11 protein-coding genes and 3 tRNA genes are annotated in these 17752 nt (G+C 45.4%); 9 read left to right on the forward strand and 5 right to left on the reverse strand.

What is annotated here, in order from left to right:
- The first annotated feature begins 4 nt into the window (after positions 1–4).
- Positions 5–151, forward strand: a complete 147-nt coding sequence (locus SZ63_RS05570) for a 50S ribosomal protein L40e (protein WP_048182412.1) — start codon at positions 5–7, stop codon at positions 149–151.
- Positions 152–221: 70 nt separating this feature from the next.
- Here SZ63_RS05570 and SZ63_RS05575 read toward each other — a convergent pair whose 3' ends face one another.
- Together SZ63_RS05575 and SZ63_RS05580 are read right to left on the reverse strand one after the other, a co-directional pair.
- Positions 222–872 carry a putative phosphothreonine lyase domain-containing protein gene (locus tag SZ63_RS05575; protein ID WP_048182415.1) on the reverse strand — a complete coding sequence of 217 codons (651 nt, stop codon included), beginning with the start codon at positions 870–872 and terminating at the stop codon, positions 222–224.
- Positions 873–915: 43 nt separating this feature from the next.
- Entirely contained in the window at positions 916–1680 is a 765-nt protein-coding gene (locus SZ63_RS05580; RefSeq protein ID WP_048182418.1) for a sulfide-dependent adenosine diphosphate thiazole synthase, read from the reverse strand.
- Between the two features lie 138 nt (positions 1681–1818).
- On the opposite strand from SZ63_RS05580, the gene htpX reads away from it, so the two are divergent.
- From htpX to SZ63_RS05605, 5 genes are all read left to right on the forward strand, one after another.
- Positions 1819–2709 (forward strand): zinc metalloprotease HtpX, encoded by an 891-nt coding sequence (gene htpX, locus SZ63_RS05585; RefSeq protein WP_048182421.1) that lies wholly within the window; start codon positions 1819–1821, stop codon positions 2707–2709.
- Between the two features lie 73 nt (positions 2710–2782).
- Positions 2783–2853 (forward strand) — tRNA-Gly (locus SZ63_RS05590).
- Between the two features lie 2 nt (positions 2854–2855).
- Positions 2856–2929 (forward strand) — tRNA-Val (locus SZ63_RS05595).
- Positions 2930–3898: 969 nt separating this feature from the next.
- The gene (locus SZ63_RS12920; protein WP_156168387.1) at positions 3899–5134 is read left to right on the forward strand and encodes a bifunctional DNA primase/polymerase; all 1236 of its coding nucleotides are present in this window, start codon (positions 3899–3901) and stop codon (positions 5132–5134) included.
- 322 nt (positions 5135–5456) lie between these two features.
- Complete coding sequence (locus SZ63_RS05605; RefSeq protein WP_156168389.1) at positions 5457–9278, forward strand: bifunctional DNA primase/polymerase; 3822 nt, start codon at positions 5457–5459, stop codon at positions 9276–9278.
- 592 nt (positions 9279–9870) lie between these two features.
- Here the strand turns inward: SZ63_RS05605 and SZ63_RS05610 are convergent.
- On the reverse strand, positions 9871–11679 hold the full coding sequence (locus SZ63_RS05610) for a hypothetical protein (protein ID WP_048182431.1): 1809 nt from the start codon (positions 11677–11679) through the stop codon (positions 9871–9873).
- Positions 11680–13199: 1520 nt separating this feature from the next.
- Between SZ63_RS05610 and SZ63_RS05620 the strand changes: the two genes are divergently transcribed.
- Together SZ63_RS05620 and SZ63_RS05625 are read left to right on the forward strand one after the other, a co-directional pair.
- Positions 13200–14066 (forward strand): hypothetical protein, encoded by an 867-nt coding sequence (locus SZ63_RS05620; protein WP_052959068.1) that lies wholly within the window; start codon positions 13200–13202, stop codon positions 14064–14066.
- Between the two features lie 324 nt (positions 14067–14390).
- Positions 14391–14846 carry a hypothetical protein gene (locus SZ63_RS05625; RefSeq protein ID WP_156168391.1) on the forward strand — a complete coding sequence of 152 codons (456 nt, stop codon included), beginning with the start codon at positions 14391–14393 and terminating at the stop codon, positions 14844–14846.
- A gap of 314 nt (positions 14847–15160) precedes the next feature.
- Here SZ63_RS05625 and SZ63_RS12635 read toward each other — a convergent pair whose 3' ends face one another.
- Complete coding sequence (locus SZ63_RS12635; RefSeq protein ID WP_082122661.1) at positions 15161–16141, reverse strand: PEGA domain-containing protein; 981 nt, start codon at positions 16139–16141, stop codon at positions 15161–15163.
- Between the two features lie 333 nt (positions 16142–16474).
- Entirely contained in the window at positions 16475–17515 is a 1041-nt protein-coding gene (locus tag SZ63_RS05630; RefSeq protein ID WP_156168393.1) for a hypothetical protein, read from the reverse strand.
- Positions 17516–17632: 117 nt separating this feature from the next.
- On the opposite strand from SZ63_RS05630, the gene SZ63_RS05635 reads away from it, so the two are divergent.
- Positions 17633–17702 (forward strand) — tRNA-OTHER (locus SZ63_RS05635).
- Positions 17703–17752 lie beyond the last annotated feature (50 nt).

Below are 17752 nucleotides of genomic sequence, written 5' to 3' on the forward strand. Positions count from 1 at the left end.
TAACATGGCGAGATTTCCCGAAGCTGAAGCACGTCTGCTCAACGTAAAGATCTGTATGAAATGCAACGCCCGGAACGCAATCCGCGCGACCCACTGCCGCAAGTGCGGCTCGGACGAACTCCGCGCCAAGTCCAAGGAACGGAAGGCGTAACGCTGCTCGTCCGGCCCCCGGCATACTCTTTTTTGGTGCTGTTTACGGGTGAGCGGGAGCGCCCGGTTATTCAGGCGCTGTAATAGGTGACTTTTCTGCCCTCTTCGCTGTACTCGCCCCGGTAGGTCTCGATGTTGCGCTTGTAGCCGATCCGCTCCTCGAATCCGAGTTCGCGGAGCCGTTCGCGAACCCGCATCACGTCGGCCTCGTCCGCCCAGTCCCGGGTGTAGACGTAGATGACCGACCGCTCGTCGCGCGAGTCCGGGTTCGGTTTGGCGGTGCTGACCTTCGCAGATATCCCGAGAGATCCCTTCACCGTTTCGTCCCGGATCTTCCGCCACGCCTCGTCCACCTCATCCGCGGCGACGAATATGAGCCATTTCCCCACCTGGTCGTCGTCGAGGCCTCTCCCCGAGGGCTCGGGGGCGTCCTGGACGATCCAGTACATCCGGGTCGTCTTCGAGGGGAGGACTCCTTCGCCTTCCCGGAGGGGGGCATAGATCGCGTCGATCCCGCCGAACCGGCTGAGGAGGGCTTCTGCGAGCTCCGGGTAGTCTTCCTCGAACCGCCCGAAGGTCTCGCGGACGTCGGCCTCGAAATCAGCTCCCCGTTCGACGAGTTCGAACAGGTACGGGCCGCGGGCGTGGAGTTCACGGTTGAGGTAGACCTCAAAGATCCCGTACGCGACCCCGGCCAGGGACTCCGGATCGATCTCTTCCATACCTAATGGTAACCGCCGGGAGAGTAAAAAGAATTTTGAAGTGTTACCGGCGGAGTCTTTCTGCGACAAGCTCCGCTGCCCGCTCTCCGGACAGAAGCATCCCCCCGAAGATCGGGCCCATGCGGCACTCCCCGGCAACGGCGTTCGCCGCCATACCGGTGACAAAGAGGCCGGGGAAGACCTCTTTTGTGTGGTCGAGGATCCGGGACTCGGCACGCTCGGCCCACATGAAACTCTCGCCCTTCACTTTGAGTGCGCCGCCTTTCTTCTCGACCATCCGGGCGATCATGGCGTCGTGGCCGGTGGCATCCACGGTGCAGGTGCAGGCCATGGTGAGCGGGTCGACGTGCAGCCCGGCCATATCGACCGGCGTCCAGTTGACGACGAGGCCGCCGATCCTGCCGTCGCCCCGGATCATGACGTCCTCGACGGTGGTGAGGTTGAAGAACTCGACGCCGGCGTCGCAGGCGGCTGCGGTGAGCTTCGCGACCGCTTCGACGGATTTCGCGACGTAGTAGCCCTCCTCGAACTCTTTGTAGGCGATATCGAACCGGTCGAGGAGCCGCCGTGCTTCTTCCTGGACGACGATCCGGGGAAACATCATCCCCCCGCCCCACATGCCGCCGCCGATGCTGAGCTTCTTCTCGATGAGTGCGCATGAGACACCCCGCTCGCCGAGGAGCGCGGCGCAGGCGAGCCCCGAGGGCCCACCGCCGATGACGGCGGCGTCCATCTCGAGGTGGTCGATGAGCGCCCGGTGCTGCTCCTCGAGAATGGCCCTGCTGATGGTCACTTCGTTCAGCGTCATCTGAACCTTATTTATATCACCGGAGAGTGATAAGGGCACTGGCGCGTGCGGGAAACGCACCGGATCGCGGTTCAAACGGAAGCAACCGGAGAGAGTGGCATAGACCTTAATAGCGATCCGGCACAATATATTCCCGTCATGAAGTGGACGCGCGACTTCGGTCTCACTATGAGGATGTTTCTCACGTCGTTCCTGCTCCTCATAGTCTACCTGATCTTCCTGGGCGTCCTTTCCGCCCTGGGATTCCCCTTTGAGTTCCTCCTGCTGGTGGCAGCCGGGATGGCGTTCCTCCAGTTCTTCTTCTCCGATAAGCTGGTGCTCTGGAGCACCGGCACCCGGATCGTCGAAGAGGACGAATACCCGGAGTTGCACCGCATGGTCGAGAGCCTCGCCACGAGAGCGGGCCTCCCGAAACCGAAGGTCGGGATCATGGCTTCCCCGGTTCCGAATGCGTTCGCGACCGGGCGCAGCCCGAAGAATGCCGTCGTGGCGGTCACCGACTCGATCATGCGGACGCTCAACCGCGAGGAACTCGAGGCGGTGCTCGCCCACGAGATGTCGCACGTGAAGAACCGGGATATGCTGACCCTGACGATGGCGAGTTTCCTATCGATGCTCGCCTTCCTGATCATGCGCAACTGGTTCTTCATGGGCCTCTTCGGCGGCGGCGGCAACCGCGACAGCAACATGGGCGCGCTGATCCTGGTCTACGTCGTCTCGATCCTTGTGTGGATCGTGAGCACCCTGCTCACCCGTGCGCTCTCCCGCTACCGGGAGTTCGCCGCGGACCGGGGCAGCGCCGCCCTGACGGACAACCCGCGGGCGCTGATAACGGCGCTCCAGAAGATCAGCGGGCGGATGGACTACGTCCCCGCCGAGAAGAAACAGGAAGTGGAGGGCGCAAACGCGTTCTTCATCATCCCGGCCCTCTCCGGGAAATCCCTGATGGATCTCTTCTCCACGCACCCGTCGCTGGAGAAGCGGGTGGCAGCCCTCGAGGAGCTGGAAGCGCAGCGGCGCGGGTATTAAACCCGCCCCGGCTCCTCTCCCACCCAATATTTAATATTCAGCACGGTCAATCTATGTAGGCATACCGTGCATTGCATCGATGGTCTAGTGGTATGACTTTGGCCTTCCAAGCCAATAGCCCGGGTTCAATTCCCGGTCGATGCATGGGGCTCGTGGTCTAGCTGGTTATGACGTCGCCTTCACACGGCGGAGGTCTCGAGTTCGAATCTCGACGAGCCCATCAGAATCGGAACCCTCTGGCGGGGCGCCAGAGGGGTCTGATCCAAAAAGAGTGCCCAATTCTTCGAGTTTCTTAATACGCCTTTCCAGTTCATCTACTCGGCCAGTTAGCTCAAGTTGTCCAACTTGAGGAATGGCGCCTCCCTCTTCAACCAAGACGAATGCGCGATGACCATTAGACTCGATTGCAAATATCCGCATATGCTTGCCAATCAGGTCTGCATTCTCTTGTGGGAAGCGAATGAAGGGATATGTTATACCGGGTTTAGGAGTCTTCCCCTGTACTTTGCATTGTCCAATCTCACGCATGTGGTTACCCCATTTAGGCAACGGGGCTTTTGACGACATAAACCTTGTGAAATGGGTTCTATCGGATAAAAATCCAAAATTTATGCACGTTTTAAATTATTAGTGATTATAGCCCCCAATAGCACCCAATGTAAAATTGCATCCACATTAAGTGAATTTTCACATCGGTGTTTGCGTAAATCCTTACAAAATTAACGATTCCCGACACCATACCGATCATCCAACTTTCATCAAGCTATCGGGGGAGCGATTTCACAACCATGGGCGCGCAAAATAATCATACTATATAAAATAATTCCAATAAACAATTTAAATGACCCAAACCCTACACCTAAATCTCATTAAGCGCGAAAAAAGCGGGAACCCCATGGAGAAGATATATATACAACTACATACAAAAATATATACAATGATTATTAAGCCAGGAGAACGGAAGCGTGCGGCTGAAATCGCCCGAATCGATCCAAAGCCATCTCCGGCTCATGGTCAGCCGAACAGAATGTGAAAAGCAAGTTTTCACACAGGGTGCAGAATAATCAAATACCGATACTGCTGCCCGACCAGAACTTGAAATAACTCGATTGGTGTGGATGATTATGAATTCACCCACAAAGAATCGAGAAACTCTCCGCACGCCGTAAAAATAACAGGTGAATAGTATATGAGTATTAGTAATATCAAAATCTCTAAAAAAATATCTTCGGATATTGAAAAAGCAGCGCCGACTGAACCCGTTCAAGTCAATACACTTGGATTGACTGTTGAGAGTGAAAGTTGGGAAAGTGATTGGGATAGTGAGTGGGAATATGCATGCGGTCATCGCAATCAAACCTTCGCAGATATGCGAGAACAGGAGTGGCTCAACTTCAATATCTTTGCCGCTGAGTTACAATTCAGATGTGAAGATAATGGATTTGATTTCGATTACTATCTTATTCCGCTTGAGAAAGAGGGTGAGAAGCCCGTAAACAGAATAGATTGGAAAGATCGAACCTCAGGCAGTATTGACGAAAGAAGTGTTAAACAACGCTTAAGGTCTAACCGTGGTAATTACGGGATCGTAGCTTGCGGTACACTCGAACCTTCAGACGAATCAATTTCTAATAAAGAATTTGAAAGGAGAGTGACCTTCGGTTTCATTGTTTTGGATCGAGATGAAACTGGTGAGTATAAGCTACCACAGGAAAAAGTCGCTGAATTGGTTCGTCGCTTCAAGACCTTCACCGTAAAAAGCGATTCTGGCGACCTATATCTCTATGTTGGTGTGACCGTACCTGTTTTGCGACATGTGTTCAAGAGGTGTGGATCGGAAAATCCCTCGCTAACTTATGAAGGGGCATGTGTTGGGAGACTCTGCTTCAGCAATCAGTATGTTGTTGGGGCCGGCTCATATATCCCTGCAACGGACCAAATGAGGATCTATGAGTGCCAAGATAAGACATCTGGTTTTTACCACAGCGAGAGTTATGCCCGTATTCGAGTTGTAACCAAAGCGGATATCGATTCGATGCCGTTGACTCTCAAAACGGATGGTACACCCTCTAGTGACGAGTATGCAAAGGGCAAAGTGTCCGCCGTGGATCTTACACTGGCCAATGAGAGCGATCCAGACACCATTGTCAACGCATCTGGATTGACTGTTGAAGAGGTAAGAGCACAGGTTCCAGAGCTCGACAACCTACTTTCTGGGCCGTGGGCATCCGCAACCTCAAAGCTTCGTTACAAGACCCCCATTAGATTTGTAATGGACGAGAAGACTGCATACTTGCTCAAGAACAATGGCTTCAGTATCGAGCAGGCATGGGTTATCCTCCGTAAATATCGCAGATCCATGAGGATGTTTCGTGTCCATTACCTCAACCGGCTGCTCAGTCAGGTATACGGGAGTAGTGCATAATTCAGTCAAAATCGCGGAGGATTTTCAGATTCATCCGCGAAAAACAAGTAAAAAGTGGTGATAAAAAAATGGTAATGATTCGTTATAGCGAAGGCTATGCAAAAGCGGCCTTCTACATTAATCAGTGCGCAGACTGTCGAATAAACGAATACGTCCCTGTGTTAGCGGGTAAAAAGGGGCGTTCGTCAATTGCGAATAGGAACCCGTTCACATCAGCTGATGGCCAAACACGCACGTCTTCTCACCATACCGATCAGTGTGAGCATAGACATTCACGGGTAGCCGATCTTAGAGGATATTTTTCAGAGGATAGGTGATTAAAATGGAAGATTCAATAAAAGATTCTAAGGATAAGGTTTCACTCCCGATAGGAGTTGACAATCTCCCCTCGACAGATGAGCAGAGCCCCTCAAAGGACAAACAAAGAAAGGAGTTAGAGAAGTTTTTCCAAAGACTCTCAGAACTGGAGACCACGTGCAAAAATAGGAATCTAGAGTTTGATTATTATTTTATTGCTCTTGAAAGGAGAGGAAAAAAACCTGTACCTTTATGTAATTGGAAATATAGGCCAGCAAGCTCACTCACTCGGACGGAGGTTCAAGATCGCATACTATACGATTACGGAAATTTCGCAATAGTAGCTACCAATGATCCAGAAAAATTGCATGATAACCGAGTGACGATCTGTTTTATTGATCTGGATCTGAACCAAGACGGTAGCTTCAAGCTGCCAAGGGAAAAGGTCTTTGAGATCCTCCATCGTTTTGACAGTTTCACAGTCAGAACGCGCTCTGGTGGCTTTCATATTTATTTCGCCATCACCGCACCTGAAGCGTGGGAAGTGTGTAAGCAGTATGGAGAGAACGCAGTTCTAAAACATGATGGTGTGAATTACGGAGAATTCCGTCTTACCAATCAATACGTTGTCGGCGTTGGCTCGTATATTCCAGTGAACGACCAATCACAGAGTCATGGATATCGAGAAGAGGCAACGGGGTACTATGAGGTAGAGATTGACAAGCCGATTCGCTTCATATCCGCAGACGATTTGGGAACATTGCTTCACAAAAAGACGTGTACCACACCACCCATCAGCACAGGTGGTGGGGTGTGGGCAGTGAATCATGACCAGATCAACGAAATTAAACCTGACAACATTATCAACGCGTATGGAAAGACCCTTGAGGAAGTTAGAGCACAAGACATAAAACTCGACAACCTACTCTCTGGTGCAGGAGCATCTTTAACGTCCAAGACTCCCGAAAAGGAACCAGATAAAAGTGAAATGGATTATGCAGCCGTGTCTATTTTAAAAGGCCACGGATTTACTCCAGAGCAGACGTGGGTAATTCTCCGTAAATATAGACCATACGCCAAGATGCTTGAACGTGATGACTACCTCGAAAGAACAATTGGCAAGGTGTACAAAAATGGGAGTTCGTTCACATCATCCCCCACTATCACATCGACTGCGGGAGACCCCTCTGACACGGAAACTGAAGAGATTGTTCTGTCACAGTTCCCCGACAAGCTCTCCACGACTCGCCCATGCATCCATTTGTTAGGTCTCCCGCGAACAGGAAAATCGTATTTCGCTCAAAAAATCTTGGGGACGGAATACAGTTCAGGAGTATATGTGGCACCCAGTCATGAGATACTCAAACAGCAGTATGCACGGTTTATACAACAATTCCCCAAGAAAACGTGCGTGAGGCTAGTGGGAAAAGGCCAGGAAAGCGTATGCACGTATGTAAATGACCAAGGCAAGAAGTGCGATTGTGCGCACTGCCTGAAAATGCCGAAATTCAATACAAATGAGACGAAAAAGGATGGTTCTAGCATCTCTCGCGACGACATAATCACATGGTGGGAGATGGAAAAGGTCGCAAAAAAAGTTGTTCTGCGATACAAGCACATTGACCCCACCACATTTACTCAAGAAGAATTTCACAAGTTGCTTGAAAGAGATGGGAAGAAGTATTGCCCATACTACTTGCTGCATTTTTGTGAAAGAGAGGTGGATTATGTCTTCACCACGCAGTATTATACAACAGTTCCCGACGAAAATGAAAGTATCACATCAATTAAAAAACGAGAAGTCTGTGTCATTGATGAAGATCCTTCGTTTAGGTTCTATTTGCCACGTGATTTTGCTTTGGTCGAGTATAGTTGTTATCCAGCGAGTACGAAGATCAAAAATAACCTATTTGAGTACGCAGAACCTCTCAACCACCTAAAATCGTACGTAATGCACGTTTATGAGAAAGATAAGAATGGAAAGATGATCCAAAAAGCAAAACAACGCCTGAAAGAACATGAGAAAATAATTCTTGATCTCATCAATTATGTTGAAACTGTCCAGAAGTGCATTAGCGAGTTCAAGGACAAATATGCGGAGATGGAGTTTAATGAGTTGGTCGATGCACTTGAAGAAATTCAGATTTTACCCAATGATGAGAGGGAATCTTCACTTTACCAAGACGAAGCGACAAAACAGATGATACTGAAGGAGATCGAGCAGTATGAAAGAAAGCAGGGATTTGGAGGAGAGCAGGAATCTGAATCAGGTTTCTTACTCCGTCCACTATTTGAAATACTTTTGTACCCGTTGATGCCAAGTCCATACTGCACCATAGGTAGAAATCCTCAAACCCTATATCTCGTTGGAGACAAGGAAAAAATCATTCGAGAACCCCGGTGTGCAGACAAATACATTTTGATTGGTTTTAGCGAAGCGGGGCAGTTTGCAAAGCAATTATTTCCAAACCCAACGGATAGAATTTGCTATCGCATTGATAGTTTTCCATACAAGCAGAACTTCACGCTTGTGGTAGTATGCGGCAAAGACGCAAAAGAACAGCAGAGGCTGACCATGTCATTCATACGAAAGTTGATAGAGAAAAACCGCTCAAGCGCTTGGAAAGTGCCTTCGATGATATTAACGTCTAGTCAGAAACAGCAAGAGGCTCTCGCGAAGAGGTTGCCAGATGGCACCACTTATGCCTGCCGTAAAGATGAAATAAACACATATCTCCAGAAATGGTGCGAAGGAAATGCGGAAATCTTCTACCAGAACTCGACTATTAGTCGAGGCATTGATATTCCATGGATGGATGTACTAATCGTACATAGCTGTAATTTTGCACAACCCTACCCCAAGGCAGTGATAGATAACTGTGACCGTGCCCTTAAACACATCCTGACAGATATCAAACAGGAGAAAGAAAGGCTCGACTCGCTCGACCCAAAGGAGCCAGGATATAGCGATCACGTCAGGGAGATCCAGAATCACATCGATGAACTTAAAGATCTGCATTTCGATATGGCAGAGCCTATGGAAGATAAAAAGTACCATGCGAAAGTTATTCAGCATTCAAGTCTTGTTGATGAAACCACCAATTCGGTTCTCCGTCCAACTCCAGTTAATGGGAAGCGGACTGAACAGGCGAAGTTCATCATTATACAAGGGAAAGAGGAGATGTATCTGAAGTCCGAACTAACACACGATATGCGGGAGATCTGTATCACATCTGAAAAAGAGGCTAGTGCTGTCATTGATCTTATTTACGACTCGGTGACGAAGGTTAACAGTGAGGCGATCATGCTAAAAGGGACAGGGCATGCGCTTACAGAGATCACCGATTACACAGACGCGGATATTGAAAGAGCAAGTGAGATCGATGGGATTCAATTCGGGAAATCCTATCATGAGGTCGCTCCCCTGATCGAGGAATTAAAGGCAGAACTTAAGGAATTGAATGAAGAAGTTGATTCACCAGACGGTCAAGACCAAAAATCCGATATCGTTGGAATTGTTGAAAAGCTGGTCAAGCATCCTGCGTTCGGAAAATGGACAAAGGAAAAACAACGCACAGGAAGCATCAGCGTGAGTGCACTTATTCGGTGGGTGCGTTCACGTAGAAGGGAACCTTACTCATTAGCCTCGTGTCGAGAGGCGGTGAATTTTTTGGTGCAACAGAAATGGGTCTCTGTGAAGCGCTCCAGCCTCGTGCGGGAACACTCGACACTGGAGCGCGATAACGCACGACGCAACGACACTCTCTACATGACTAAAGCGAACATCAATGCGATCCACGAGGGTTCATTGGGGAAGATTACAATCAACCCGAAACCCTCTAATTAAACTTCAATTTTTAGGGGCGCGCGGACAATAACGATATTGCACAGGCTGTCCGCCAAATCCTGAGTTATATTCGAGCAAAATTTAGTTTCCGTTGATTATTGTCAATATTTTCATTTTAAAATTATATATAATACATATTTATACTTAAAATTTTTGGAACAATTCCGCCAGAACACGGAGGTATTTACAATTTCCGTGAGAATTGGGGCGATTTTTGAAATATATCGCTGCAATATTATAATAATTAGATTTTAACCGCGGATTTACTTTCATTTATTCCATGTGGTGTGAGAGTATCCGTTCTCCGCCACGAGATATGTATGCGGAGCATATGTGGAGTAATTGTCGGGCTTGTTTGTCTTGGGGGAATTGGGTGCTGTGTACTCAAATCTCTAATTTAGAAGCCGTTTTCACGCGAAAAGGGGTTTCGATTAATGTCTATTAACAGAAAAACGAGGGGAATTAACGTTAATTTAGCCGTATACCCTGATTTTACACAAATTTCACAAAAATTGTGCACTTTCAGGGTAAATCACTGGCCAATCGCATTTTATGGATTAAAGGAATGGACTGTATATCTAGACCATTAAGATCAAACACCAAATAAAAATTTTTTAAACTTATCTTCAGAGCATGCTGTGCCCTTATTCTCCTTCAACATCGCGAGATGCGCTTCATGTTCAATTTTTACTAAATTGAACACGGATTCAAGAGAGTGGAAAGTATACCCATAATTTTCACGAATTTCTTTCACTAGGTCAATTACAGAGTGATAGTATGAGTGTGCATTCTCCAAGAGTGGCGAGACATATGAGATCTGCTCACCTTTATGAGTGATGAGATTTCTAGCCCGATATATCCTTTGCAATTGCCATCTCACCCTTTGATTATGGAGGACGATAGTTTCATGGATCTTACTTGCCGAAGACATTTTCTCCATTAGAGAGTAAATGCGGTTTATGAGCAGGGGATTGCGCCCGATTTTAGCATAAAGCTCATCTCGCAAAGGTTCATTCTTTTCCTTTAGAGCCACTAGTAAAGCACATTTCTCAAATTTCGAATAGTTAGAGGGCATCTTTGAAAATATCTCATTCAGATCGTTTTCGGACACGTTTAGATATAATGAGCGAAGAAGATCGTTAACCAACTTTTGAATATATTTACGTCCGAGAAGGGGTTCAAACGCGTCGGCAAACTGTAATATCCGTTGTCTCTGATCCGTTGGAGGAGGAAGCAAGGTCTCCATAGCGGTCCAGATGTTCATTAACTGATTTTCAGCGGTCTTTGACTGAACCGAACATGCATGTAGGTTTAAGGAGTTATAAATGAGATAACTCGAAGTACCGTCTGTATTTATGAAAAGAGAGGCCATTTCATCCATAGTATTCTGGAGCTCTTTTAATCCAGTATCCCTAATTTTCATCATTGGTGATACAGTAGGGGGTGCTACAGGTATCGCACGCCCCCCTTCAGAATATGCTAAACCACGGGACTCCCATAACAATTGTTCTTTATGCGTCTTGTACGTTACTAGGTTGCTGATTAAAAAGAAAAACCGTTCTGCAATTAACCTTGCCTGAAATGGATCAAGAGCCTTGATATTCTTAAACTTGATAAATATCTGATTTTTTCTTCTAGTTCGGATGAATTTAGACTCATATTGAGTCATTTGAGGAGAGATAGGGACTTCATCAAGAATTTCACATTCAGTGCCCAATTTCGTTTGATCTAAATTCTTGAATTGCTCGTCTACCCTGAATAAGACCTCCCATTCTTTTCGCTTCCCAGAAAACAGGCTTAAAAACCCATTAAGCTGGCTCACAGATTCAATCGGCTCATTAGAGAAAAAGAAGCGTCTTGTTTCATGAAAGAGATACTGTTGAGTATACCCTAGAGACTGTAATTCAGAGATAAAAACGCGTGCTAGGAACTCAATCTCTTTCTTCCCATTCCCCTCTGCTGTATGCGTTAAAAGATTCTTCTTAACCTCATCCAAATAATATACGTTAAAAATTTGATTTAGCGTCTCTATCTCAGACAGCACCTTTTTGATTGGAATATTAACTTCTGAATCTTCATCTTTGCTTGATATAGACTTGCTGGACGTTTGAGGTGAAGCCCCTTTTACAACCTTGTAACTGTTTAATCTCTCAATTACCTTTGGATATCGTAAACCTAAAATCTCCTTCGCCACAAAATCGTTTTTCAGATCCCATGTTAACTCCTCCAATATCGGATTCGCTGCTTTTGGTTGAAGAAAACCAGTCTCAATCTCAGACAAGACATCAAGCAACTCAGCACATAGAGCATGAGTATTAAACACTGGAGCCTTATAGGAATCAATAGTATAATCGAACAGCATTTCTTCCAAAAGCTGAGCGAAAAAGAGCAAATTATCCAAGTCTGGGTTAGAACTCCAGTTTTCAATTTGAGGTTTCCGCATGTGAGAGCACGAATTTTATATAGCTCTGTTAGAGTATATAAAGCATCGTTTTCGGGTGTGAAGCCCTAAAGCGCTGTATTAATTTAATCAACTGCCTTAAACGAGCGAGACTGACCTCACATAACAGACTTACACAAGTTCTCATAACTTACTCTTCAACTTGTTGTGATAGATCAAATTAACGATCTAAGATACCGCAACAAGGAAGAAACTATGTAGAGGCTAGTTTAAAACCAGTTCGAAAGATCGCTCTGATCAGGGTCACTCACTACGATGGGCCTCTCATAATAGAAATAATCTCTTTCAAGAGGTTGATCCTCGGTAAGATGATCAAAGTCAAACCTTTGTTGTAGTCTATCGATATCCATCTTTTCACAGGGGAAAAAAGTGACTTGATACGTTCGATAATAGTAACTTTGATAGTAACTCCCGATCATTGCACCGTGAGACTCATGTTTCCGGCGGTCCAGTAACGTCTCCAAGGTAGGTTTGAATAGGTAGCCGATCTTTCTCTTTTGATACTTTCTTTTCGGATCGCTATGGAGACACGAATAAACCGCTCCAAGAAGGATATCCACAAGTTGGATAAACTGTGATTCATCCATGTTGCTTTTCCTATGGTCAGAATTGATGAACTCTATCTCATAATCAAGAATTGTGATGTGCTCAGTTCGAATGTTTATTTTGTAAATCGAATGCCATGGGCAATACTTATGATTCTTTTGGCTCCCGTCATCATGATAGATCTTATGGATTGCAATAGTCCCATAATTCTTGAAAAAGTATTTTAGTCCACCCAACAGCGCCGTTCTGTAGAAACGGTTATAGATCGTCAATACTCGATCAGAATCCGTGCCAAATTGATCGAGGTTCAATTTTGTGAGATTGATACCCAGAATGTTGAAAAAAACCTTTTTACTCCTTGCACATGCACTTGACGATATGTATTCAATCCATCGGCATGCAATCTTAAATCTAGTATCTAACTTGTGGATCTCTTTGTAATGGACTTCAGTGTTATTTTTATCATGAAACCCACACATGTGTGAGCATTCATGCTCTGTATCCGACCAATCTTCATACTTCAAGCATCGATAATTCTTTAGAATCTGTAGGCAGGACTCCTTTTCACTAAGTGGGATGAACAGCACACCAATGTAAACCCACTTACTGTGATCTCGTGGATCGATGACTTCAAAGATTTCGTCGGAATAAACTTCGAGATCAAGTCGTTCGTATCTCTTATCAGCACTATCCTGCGGATCAAATACCTCTAATAGCAAAGGATCACTTGTTAATGATTAATAGATGGGGTATTTAATGTTTTTATTTCTGATGTCTACACGGCAATTACATCTAATAGAAACAAACGATTTAACAAACGGGAAACGCGTAATCGTAGAGGAGGAAATTCAACATGTTTATCTATTAAGTTACACACCATATGTGCTTACATTAATCGGAGCTGTGCGTTCTTTATGGAAGGACGAAGATATTATTCTGTCAGAAAAGGCATAAATCAAGGCGAACTGGATTTTGACTTGAATTTGTTAAAAAGAGCCTTTAATTCAATATATTCTGATTTCAACAATAAATATTACTTCCAAAAGGCATTCGGGTACAAGTGTGTTGATGATGGCACCGTGCCTGGAACAACAGGCAGTGACATAGAAATCTTCTTTCTAAGAAAGTTGCTGAAACCAAATCTTTGGCCAATTGGAAAGATGATAGACAATTACTCTGAGGATGATTTGTTCGATGTCATTGAATTGTTGTATGACCTAATTGCAAAGCCTCTCGTGGGGTATGAGCACAAGTGGAACAACTGCGGATGGCATTATCAGACCTTTGATGACGAAACTGGACAATCAGAATTCAGGAAAGAAATTAATGAGATCCTACGAAGTTACCGTGAAGGATATGAACTGTCTGCAAGTGGTGAAATCCTTTTAATTGGTGACAAAGGACTAGAGGACTTACATCAGGAAGAGGTGCCTGAGTTCGATCCAGACAACATTGACGAAAGGTTAAAGCAAGCAGTATTAAAATTCCGCCGATACAAATCATCAGATGAAGAAAAGAGGGAAGCCGTTCGCACTCTTGCTGACATCTTGGAATATTTAAGGGACAAGCTGGGTAAACATGGGACATATCTATTGAGCAAAGATGAAGATGCTCTCTTCAATATCGCCAATAATTTTGGGATTCGTCATCATAATCTCCGCCAACAGACCAACTACGATGCCACCACATGGCTGCCGTGGATGTTTTACATTTACCTTGCATCCATCCACCTGTCAATCCGATTGATTCAGCGAGCCAACAGTGAAGCGGACGAAGACTAAACCCGCTCTACTTTCTCTGCCCCTGGGCGTGAAATTAACACTCTTTAAGTTCGAATTTTGTTGACCACATTCCACTTTTTATAATGCCAAGTAATATACTTGGCACCTTGCGGTTACAACTTTTTGCGGAGACAAAAATTCGATTTTCGTCGGTAAAGCGGTCTGTCAGGGGTACAACTTGGCTATTCCAATCCGCTTCGGAATTTGTGAAATGCTGAAGTTGAGCGACCCTCTTAAAATGCGCTAATATCCTTGAAGTCATCCTTATTCGACCACATGTATTAGAAAGTATTATATATTATATACAACATAATAATATATTGTATGTTAAATAAAAATATTAAGGCTGCCTTTGGCAGTCATATGGCTTTAGAGGCTCCTGATGAGGAGTGTGAAAGATGTACGAAGATGGGGATAATTCATCAGTATGAGGATGAAGCGAACGTTGATCGGGTGAGCCAAGCATATAGACAAGTAATTAATGAGATTGAGCGTGGAAAAGAGCGCTCTGGCCAGCGCTTCTGCAATTATCTGTCTACTCCTCCCATTGAATTCTTAAAGACTCAGTGTGAAAACGTTATCGATGAGAAGGGGCGGAAATACTCTGTATCTGGCTTGATAGACGATCTTCTGTTCTACATGATTACTGATCCAAACCGATGGTACACATTTATGGACGAGTACTATATGGACATAGACGAGTTCGATGACGATATAGATGAATTTGATGAGCTGGATGAAGATGAAGATGATTTAGACCTCTTTGATGAGGAGGACTGAGTAGTGTTAAAGGTCAGTTGCACAAAACGAAGTCATAATCCGTTTAAGCGGAAAGTGACACCAAGTGATGCGTTGCAGTGCAGTCCAAAGCTCTTACAAAAGCCAAGATCTACCGTAAGTCATTCTCGCTGCCATTAATATTGAAATGAAATCGAAATGAAAAAGATAATCCCGAACTAAACAGAACCAAATTGACCCTCTCTTCTGAGCACACCTCTCCGGGCTGTCAGCATGTGACAACTCGTATATCTGCATAAATTTTTCCGTGGCCAACGCACCATCAAGACCACATAAGCAGGCCGTACTCAACTTAATCATGAAATCAAGGCGACAATCTGATTGCTAATCCGCGTGAGTGCGGCGTTTTCTGCATTTATTGTATTAGTAATCTGGTTCAGTTCGCCTAGTAAAGAGGAAACACGCATCGCTTGTGCCGTCATCTGGGATTGATATGACTGTGACGATGTTGAGACAGGCTGTCCCATATAGTAGGTGTTCCAATAATTAACCATATCACTGTAGTATGCAGATTCACGGTTGTAATCAGCCGCCTTAACGTTATATTGGTCATATAAGGTATTGCAGTATGAAACCTTATTACTATAATCTCGAATTAGGTTTAGATACTCCTTGAAGTCCTTTGGGGTATCAAAGAAAACCGCCCTGTAGTAGTTACTATTAGCGTCACCATAGACGAGGTAACCTCCAGTAGTTTCTAATGCCACCCACTGACTGGGATCAACTTCAGCTAGTACCCACGCATGGTTCCAATCAGACCAGCCTGAATTGGCACGCTCGATGTTTCCAACAGCAATTTTTGCATTTATGCCCGCTGTCTCCACCATATTCCAGACATCAATTGCCATATCAGCGCAAACAAAGAGGTCTACCATACTGTAGGTATGTGTATTGTGATAGTCTTCGACAATTTGTTCTAACCGTTGTACCTTGCTATCGCTTGTGTAAGCTCTCACTCCTCCCACGTTAGTCGAACTAGCGATGGTATCAGAGGCTGTGTTTTTAGACAAAGCCGTAGAAACGACTACCGATTCACCAGATCCAACTGTGACTTCACCTTTCCAAGTAATGTAGTCTGGATGCCGAAGCTCGATTGAATGAACGCCTACAGAAACATCACTAATACTACAAGGCGTCGAGCCGTGATATTCGGAATCGAGATAGACTTCCGCGCCATTCGGCTCTGACGAAACTGTAATCAACGAAGGACTAACACTGGTGCACCCACACGAGGCAATTAACGTTAGCAAAACCACTATGCAGATTACAGATCTCATGAGCAAACTAATTAGAGTGCCTTTATATTATCCTTTGGAATTGGGTGCTGTGTTGCATAAACCTTGAAATCCATATAACTTTCAGTGAGAGCCCAATCAAGATAAGTGAACTTATACTGGAAGATCTGATAACCAGTAGGCATTAGGTTTTGGGTATTTTGAAGCGTCGCACTGCTATTTACATACACCACAGACATTCTTTATTACGAATCGCCCTGACTCACTTATCATGGTACGTTCTAAGTCTGATTCAAAGGGATCTCTATTTAGAATATTTGGAGTTGGAATTATCCTCTGTTCGTTCGGCATAGTTTTGCTTGCTGATGATTGGTTTTATGACGATTGGCTTGGTTTCGCACTAATCCTTATAGGTGCTGCGATAATCGTAGTTTCATTATTGCTCTTCTTTGCCAAACACTGATTACTGTCATTTTTCAAATATGGAGGGATCTCCATTCTCACACTGATAATCGATTCCAAGACAGGTGGAACAAGGCGTGTGTCTGCCCAGTACTTCATGTACGCCTGATAGACGAATTCGGGCAGTGGGTGCTTATAATGGCCCCAATCAACACCACTGACACCATGTGTGAGGATATATGCTCGGTTACTCTGATCCCACTGTATGATATCACCATATTGTTCAGCGAATTTCCGCGTATCTGAACTGACAAAGTGTTTTCCTGTCCTAGACAAGGTGACTTTGTTCCGCTTTATCCACTGCTGATAACTCATGTAATGGAACAGTCGCTCCCCATCATCCCTGTGAAGTATCAATTGTTCAAGGATAGGGCGTAGATCAGGATGAATTGGCACATAGTGCTCCATTCTGATTTTATCCTGATCAGGTGCAACCTGTAAAACAGGTACCTCACTGTGAAGAGCCATCCGTGCTTGGCCGACAGTCAGTTTATCGATGGTTGCCTCAACACGCTGCCCTGTATATGCACCAAATAGGACAATCCCCACATGGTTCATGAATTTAGTATAGTCCAATTCTCCCTTTTGATACGCATTTGTAATATGCACGACAACGTTTTCAATGTCTTCTCGTGTCACAATGCGGGAGGTAATGGTTTTCCGTTCCTTGAGATACTTCGGCGGTTCGAGGAAGAGGGTGAATTGCTGATAGCGGGAATCGAGTTTAAGACGTGAAAGGTGCTTCAGGTACGATCGAACGAAGTTTAAGACTTTATTCCAAGAATCTTTGCTTTTGTATTTCTCAAGGATGTTTTGATAGAGGCTGTTCAAGACCTTCTGGCTGATAACCCCCTTGCTGAAGTCCCAGAACATCTGAGATGCGCGTTGTATCCAATCCTGTGATTTCGGGGACAGTTTATAAAGGCGGGTACTTGTGTATTGGGTCAGTTCCACCTCCAAGTATCGCAATTCAAGTGTTGCTAAGCTTGGTTGCGATTGTTCACCATGTGGGTATCCTCTGTAACTCCAGTCATCACCAAGTAAGCATGTAGCGTCCGGTCGATGCACTTGGGGCTCGTGGTCTAGCTGGTCAGGAGCCTTCACACGGCGGAGGTCTCGAGTTCGAATCTCGACGAGCCCACTCGTTTTTCGGGGATACGGCCACAATCGCAGACTGAATCCCCTTTTCCG

Source organism: Methanoculleus sediminis, from assembly GCF_001017125.1.
GTDB lineage: Archaea > Halobacteriota > Methanomicrobia > Methanomicrobiales > Methanoculleaceae > Methanoculleus > Methanoculleus sediminis.

Coding starts and splice junctions, on each gene's coding strand:
- SZ63_RS05570 (WP_048182412.1), top strand. CDS start 5: ATGGCGAGATTTCCCGAAGCTGAAGCACGTCTGCTCAACGTAAAGATC.
- SZ63_RS05575 (WP_048182415.1), bottom strand. CDS start 872: ATGGAAGAGATCGATCCGGAGTCCCTGGCCGGGGTCGCGTACGGGATC.
- SZ63_RS05580 (WP_048182418.1), bottom strand. CDS start 1,680: ATGACGCTGAACGAAGTGACCATCAGCAGGGCCATTCTCGAGGAGCAG.
- htpX (WP_048182421.1), top strand. CDS start 1,819: ATGAAGTGGACGCGCGACTTCGGTCTCACTATGAGGATGTTTCTCACG.
- SZ63_RS12920 (WP_156168387.1), top strand. CDS start 3,899: ATGAGTATTAGTAATATCAAAATCTCTAAAAAAATATCTTCGGATATT.
- SZ63_RS05605 (WP_156168389.1), top strand. CDS start 5,457: ATGGAAGATTCAATAAAAGATTCTAAGGATAAGGTTTCACTCCCGATA.
- SZ63_RS05620 (WP_052959068.1), top strand. CDS start 13,200: ATGGAAGGACGAAGATATTATTCTGTCAGAAAAGGCATAAATCAAGGC.
- SZ63_RS05625 (WP_156168391.1), top strand. CDS start 14,391: ATGTTAAATAAAAATATTAAGGCTGCCTTTGGCAGTCATATGGCTTTA.
- SZ63_RS12635 (WP_082122661.1), bottom strand. CDS start 16,141: ATGAGATCTGTAATCTGCATAGTGGTTTTGCTAACGTTAATTGCCTCG.